General features: G+C 61.6%; 1 protein-coding gene and 1 pseudogene. One reads left to right on the forward strand and one right to left on the reverse strand.

Features of this window, described 5'->3' with window-relative positions:
* Window positions 1-2: 2 nt before the first annotated feature.
* Entirely contained in the window at window positions 3-5,021 is a 5,019-nt protein-coding gene (locus F2P46_RS29735) for a hypothetical protein (protein WP_166897113.1), read from the reverse strand.
* A gap of 570 nt (window positions 5,022-5,591) precedes the next feature.
* Here F2P46_RS29735 and F2P46_RS29740 point away from each other — a divergent pair.
* Window positions 5,592-5,753 (forward strand): annotated as a pseudogene (locus F2P46_RS29740) (RstR family transcriptional regulator); the annotation flags it as partial.
* Window positions 5,754-6,000 lie beyond the last annotated feature (247 nt).

Below are 6,000 nucleotides of genomic sequence, written 5' to 3' on the forward strand. Positions count from 1 at the left end.
CCTTAGGGTGACACGGTGATGACGTCGGACGTCACGCTCTTCATATCGATACCGCTGGCGGTCACCGTCGTGGTTCCCGCCGACACACCGGTCATCTTGACGCTTTGGGAAGTGGTGCTGCCAGCCTTGAACGTCAGCGTCGAGGGCACGGTCGCCACCCCTGGTGCGCTGCTGGTCAGGTTCACTACGAGGTCCTTGTCAGGCGACTGTCTGTTCGAGGCGCCGGGCACACTGAAGTACACCGACACGTTGCTCGCCTCACCGACCTTGGTATTGCCCGGTCCGCTCATCAGCAGCTCAGGCGCGATCACGCTCAGCGCCAGGTCCTGCAAGGCGCTATAGCCGACGGCGCTGGCGGTGACCGTGGTACTGCCGATACCGGTACCGGTCACCTGGACCGTGGCGTACGAGCTGCCAGCATCAATGACGACGCTCGGCGGTACGGAACAGATGGCGGTCGATGTACAGCTCAGGTTCACCGTCAGCGCGGCAACACCTTTGAAATCTTTTCCGTTCGAAGCGCGGTGCACGGTCAGGTCGCCGTTGTAGCTTGTCAAACCCTTGCCAACCGGGAAACTGGCTAGACTGAAGCGCAATTCCGGGGCACTGACATTGGTTCCGCTCGACGTCACGCTGGCGCCCCCCTGCACTGCTGCCCTGACCTTGTAGCTGCCGGACGTGGCTGGCGTGGCCACGTAGGTGTAGCCATTAGTCGTTCGCGAGTGAGTAGCCCCCTTGCGTATCACGACCTCGGTAATCGCGGCACCGCCGGTCTGGGCGCTGTAGAACCCTTCCACCGTGCCGGCTGGACTGGCGTCGACGATCGACAAGGCCAGCGGCAGATCGGTGGTGGCGACCTGGCTTCCCGAATTGTTGGATCCCGGCGTGGCAACCGTGATATAGAAATCGTCGCGCCCGCTGGCCGGGCTGCGGTCCGCGTCCAGCTCGGAAAAGGAAAACACGGGCGCTACGACCTGCGTCGCAACTTTTCCGGAAGCGTTGTAGCCTGCCGCTGTCGCTTCGATGGTGACCGGCGTTGCGCTCGTCAAATTCACACCGCTCACCGGCACGGATATGTACTCTTGGCCAGCCGCGATGGTGACGGTCGTCGGCACGCTGGCGCGGGTGGGATCGCTGCTGGTCAGCGTGACCGTCAGCGGGTTGGTACCCTTGAACCTGGTGCCGCCCACCGAGCGCGAGATAAACAGTTCTTCATTGGCGGTATCAAAGCCCTTGGCAACGACCACGCTTGATCGGTTAAACATCAGATCCGGTTGCGATACGGTTACCAACTCCGACACAGCACTGCCGATACCGGCCACGCTTGCCTGCATCTTGTAGCTGCCGGGCATGCCAGGGGTGCCGACGTAGGAAACCCCTTCCGTTGCATGAGTGTACGTCTCCCCCTTACGCAAGATCACCTGCTTGATCGGGGTCCCGGCGCTCTGCACGCTGTAGAACTCGGGCGCCACGCCGGCGGGATTGGCGTCGGCAATCGTCAGGTCGATCGGCGTATCCCTGGCGGCCGTCTGATCGGGGTAGTTAGCGCCCGGCACATTGACGCGAAGCAGAAAATCGTCGCGTACGCTCGCAGGAGTACGCATGGTTTCGAAGTGCGAAAACTTGAACACCGGCACAATGACTTTTGCCGTAAAGGTTACCGGCGCGATACCGCTGGCGCTGGCGGTAATCGTCACCGGGCTCGCACCTGTCTGTTCCACACCGGTCACATAAACGGGGGTTTCCGAACTGCCTGCCGGAATGGTGACCGTGGCCGGCACCGTCACTTTCGACGGATCACTGCTGGTCAAGGCCACCGTCAGGGTTTCGGCGCCGTTGTTAGCGACGCCGTTAGCGACGCGCGACACAGAGATCTCGGAACTATTGGTCCGCATGCCCTTGCCCACCACGACGACATCGGTGCGCGAGAACTTCAACTGCGGTGTTCCAACCGTCACCAGCGGCGAGACCGAGCCGGCACCACCGAAGACAGTTGCCTTCACCTTGTAGGTACCGACGGCTAGTGGCGAGTCGAGGTAGGTTACGCCACTGGCGTAATGTGTGTAGGAGTGGCCTTTCGACAAAACAACTTGCGTCACGGGGGCGCCACCGGTGCTCGCGGCGAAGAATTGAGAAACAATCCCCGCCGCACTGGCATCGACGATCGACAGGCTGATCGGCAGGTCGGCCGCTGCTGTCTGACTCGTTGGGCTGGACGCGCCTGGCACGTTGACCTGCAGGTAGAAATCATCGCGGGCGCTACCCACCATACGGTCCTTATCGAGGGCTCCAAAATTGAATAGCGGGTTGACGACTTTCACCGCAAGCTTGCCCGACGGCGCAGCATAGGCGCTCTCGCCTGGGGTGGCATTGATGGTGACGTCGGTCGCCGTCAGCTCAACGCCGGCAATATTGAAATTCACATACGATGAATTGGCTGGGATCACCACCTTGGCGGGCACGCTCACCTTGCCGGGATCGCTACTGGTCAGGGTCACTGTCAAGGCTGTGCCTGCCGAATAGGCGCCGTTTTCGGTGCGCCGATAAAGATAGACTTCAGAGGTTTGCAGACCCTTGCCGACCACGATGGCGCTGCTTTCGAATTGCAGGAACGGCTTGGCGCTGACGCTGACCGGAATACTGACCGGGCTGAGGCCCTGGGCCGTGCCTGACAAAGTCGTACTTCCCTTGAGGACGCCCCGGACCGTCGCCGCCCCGCTCGATGTTTCACCCTGAGCAATGGTGACATTTGCCGGACTCACCGCAGCCACGCCGGCGTTGCCACTGGCCAAGGCCACCACCACGCCGCCCGCCGGAGCGGGGCGTGACAAGGTCACTACCAAGGTGCTGCTGATTTCTTCCGGCAAAAACAGACTGTTCACGGCCGGGCTGCCGAAGCGGATGCTGACCGTATCGACGTCCGTCCTCATAGAGGCGGCCTCATGGCCGGCGGCGCTCGCATTGACCCATGCCGAACCAGTCCCCACCCCGGTCAAGATGAAATTGACCGAACTCTCGCCCTGCGGCACGGTGACCGATGCCGGCACAGTGGCGGCGGACGGGTTATCGCTGACCAGCTTGACCACCAGGCCACCGCTTGGCGCCGGATCGGACAAGGTGAGCGGAATCGAGCGGGTCAGGCCGGGTGCGACCAGCGCTCCGGCAGGCAGGTTCAGGGACAAAGGACGCACCTTGACCGTCGCGCTCGCCTTAACGAACTCCGGCGCATCGGCGCTGATGATGGTGCTACCCAAGGCGAGCGTGGACACACTGACCACGGCACTGCTGCTGCCTGCGGCGATGGTGACCGACGAGACCACCGTGGCTGTTGCGGGCGAACTGGAAGTGACCGCAACCACGAGGCCGCCCGGACCCGCCGGCACGCTCGAACTCAAGGTCAACTCGGCTTTGCGGCCGACACCCAGGTTCAACAGGTTAGGCGCCAATGTCAGGGTCGGAGGCGCAACAACGGTGATCTGGGCCTGCGCGCTGCCCAGTCCAACTTTGCTTGCGGTAATGGTTGTGGCACCCAGTTCGGCGGCCGTCAACTGGACCGTCGCGCTGCTCTGGCCCGCTGGCACAAGCACGCTGGCCGGCAGGTTGGCGACGGTCGGTACGCTCGAGACCAGATTGACCGACGAGCCGCCGGCCGGGGCCGGGTAAGGCAAGGTAATCGTGTACGTCCGGACCGCGCCCTTGACGATCGATGCGCTCGCTGGCGTGAGTGCCAGTTGCGCGGTCAAGACCGGCAGCGCCAATTCATTCGACAACAGGAACTGGCCTGCATTCAATGGGTCGGGGGTGCGCACCTTGATGGCCAGATTGCTGCTGGCCGATGGGGTATCAATGCTCGCACGCAGTTGAGTTGCTGAAACGAATTGGGTGGGCAGTACCGTGCCGTCGCGCAAGACTGCGGACTGGCTGGTGAAGTCGCGTCCGTTAACGGTCAGCGCGACCGTTCCCTGCCCGGTGTAGATCGGCGACGGCGAGATGCTGTTCAAGGTCGGCTGCGCCCGCGCGACGGACAGGATGTTGTTCGGGCTGGACCAGCCGGCATTCGTCAGCAGGCGCATGGTGACCGGACCGGAGGCGACAGCGCTGCCGGCCGTGACGGACACAGCGGCTTGGGTATCGGTCGCGCCCGCGAGCACTTGGGCGCTCATGCCGGCGGAATCGAAAAACACGCTGGACAGCCCGCTCAGGCGGGTGCCGGTCAGGTTGACCGTCATGGTCTGGCCGGCCTGGATCGACTCAGGCGATACAAACGAGATGGCAGGGCTGGCGCCGACCGAGACAAGGCCATTGGCAACGACGTAAGGAATACCGCGCAATGCCCACTTGACGCTGCCGGTGATATCGCCGCCCGGCACCGAAATGCCGTTGAGGATATTGCCGCTGGCTTGATTAGCAAGCCCTGATGGCGAAGCAGCCAGGTCGACCGTGATGGCCGCACCCAGCTGATTGCGAATATTGAGGAAGTTGAATACGGGCGAACTGCCCTGCACCACCAGGCCGCTGCCATGTTCGAACAGCACATGATCGAGCTGGCTGTTGACGGCGCCCGGGGAGAACAACCACTGTTTCCAGTCGCCCGCCGCGGCAGCGCCGCCGAGCCGGGTCTTTTCCGACAAGACCTTGATCGGCAGGGCCTGGGTGCCGGCTGCCTTGATGCTGCCGCCCTGCACTTTCAGGCTTGCCCCCGCGCCCATATAGGCAGTCACGCCGGGGTCGATGGTCAGCACCGCGCCATTTTGCACCACCACATCGCCCGCCACCATGTACGGTCCGCCGGCTACCGTCCAGCGCGTGTTGACGCTGATCGCCCCCGACACCGGTGTCTGCGCGATTGCCGACCCCATGCCGAGACAGAGCGCAAGCAGCCCGCAGGCGCGCGCAAGCGAACGCCGTGCGTTGGCAAAAACAAGGGTCGCCAAGCAAGCCAGAACGGCTACGGCGCCTGTCCGCGCGAGACGGACGATCGGATCAACAATGCTGGCAGTGCGCATAAAGATGGAGGGCATGAATATTCGTGTTATTAGTCGGTGGGCAAGCTGTCGTGCGGGAGGAAAACAGAATTGAACTCGCCAGGAAGCATGACGTCAAAATTGTGGCAATAGCGTGCCCTCGCCTCGCAAAGCGATGGCCGAACCGGTGCCGGGAACGCTAGGAAAGCGGGGGTTTTGTGCGATGCGACAACAGCAGGCTCATCGCTTCATGCGGGAGCCGACCAGTGGCGGGAACTTGAGGGGTAGGACGTTTTTGCATCTTCGGTTCCGACGCGACAGTGTACGAACTCCCCGAAGCTCGCCAAAAAAGGGTCTGTCACCTTGCCATCAATATTTGCAATGATGCAGAAAGGAAATTATATCGACAATAGTTCTTCTATTCAATAGTTACGAAAAGTCTATTTTTGCATTGCAGAAAAATGAGACATTTAACAAAAATACTAAAAGTAGCTCACCCGCATAGGGGGAACCGTGGTAGCTAGGTACATACGATGGTAGTCCCACCGTTTTAGAGCACGTTAAAAGTAGCGGTCAGACGGCAAGAGCTCGTTCTGTTTCGGCGTCATGCCGTCGATCGCCATGTCGGTCTTCGACGAGGCCGAGCGCGCGCCGTCGGACGACCTGGCATTGCAGTTCGAGGCCGCCAGCAACGTGCCCGACGAGGAGCGCCGCATCACCAAGGCCTTACACGACGACATGATCATCAACTACCAGACCAAACAGATGATGGGCAACTTGAGCACCTAGCCTGAATGTTTCATAAACTGCCACCGCAGTGCCGGTTCGGCGATACATGAGCTCCTCAGTGACGATCACGATGTCGCGGGCAATAGCCCCCCTACCCGATTGAACGGGACATCGAATGGAGCGGTATGCGGTTGAAGGTTGGCGGGTTGGTGGTCAGTTCTCGGCAGACCGGACGTGGCTTACTCAGGACGAGTTGAGGGACCTGGCCGGTGTCGACAGGTACAGTCGTTCGGTCAAGGTCTGGAGC

This window comes from Massilia sp. CCM 8734, assembly GCF_011682155.1.
Classification (GTDB): domain Bacteria; phylum Pseudomonadota; class Gammaproteobacteria; order Burkholderiales; family Burkholderiaceae_D; genus Telluria_A; species Telluria_A rubra.

Bases quoted from the DNA above. Each gene is read 5' to 3' on its own strand.
- F2P46_RS29735 (WP_166897113.1), bottom strand. From the start codon at position 5,021: ATGCCCTCCATCTTTATGCGCACTGCCAGCATTGTTGATCCGATCGTC.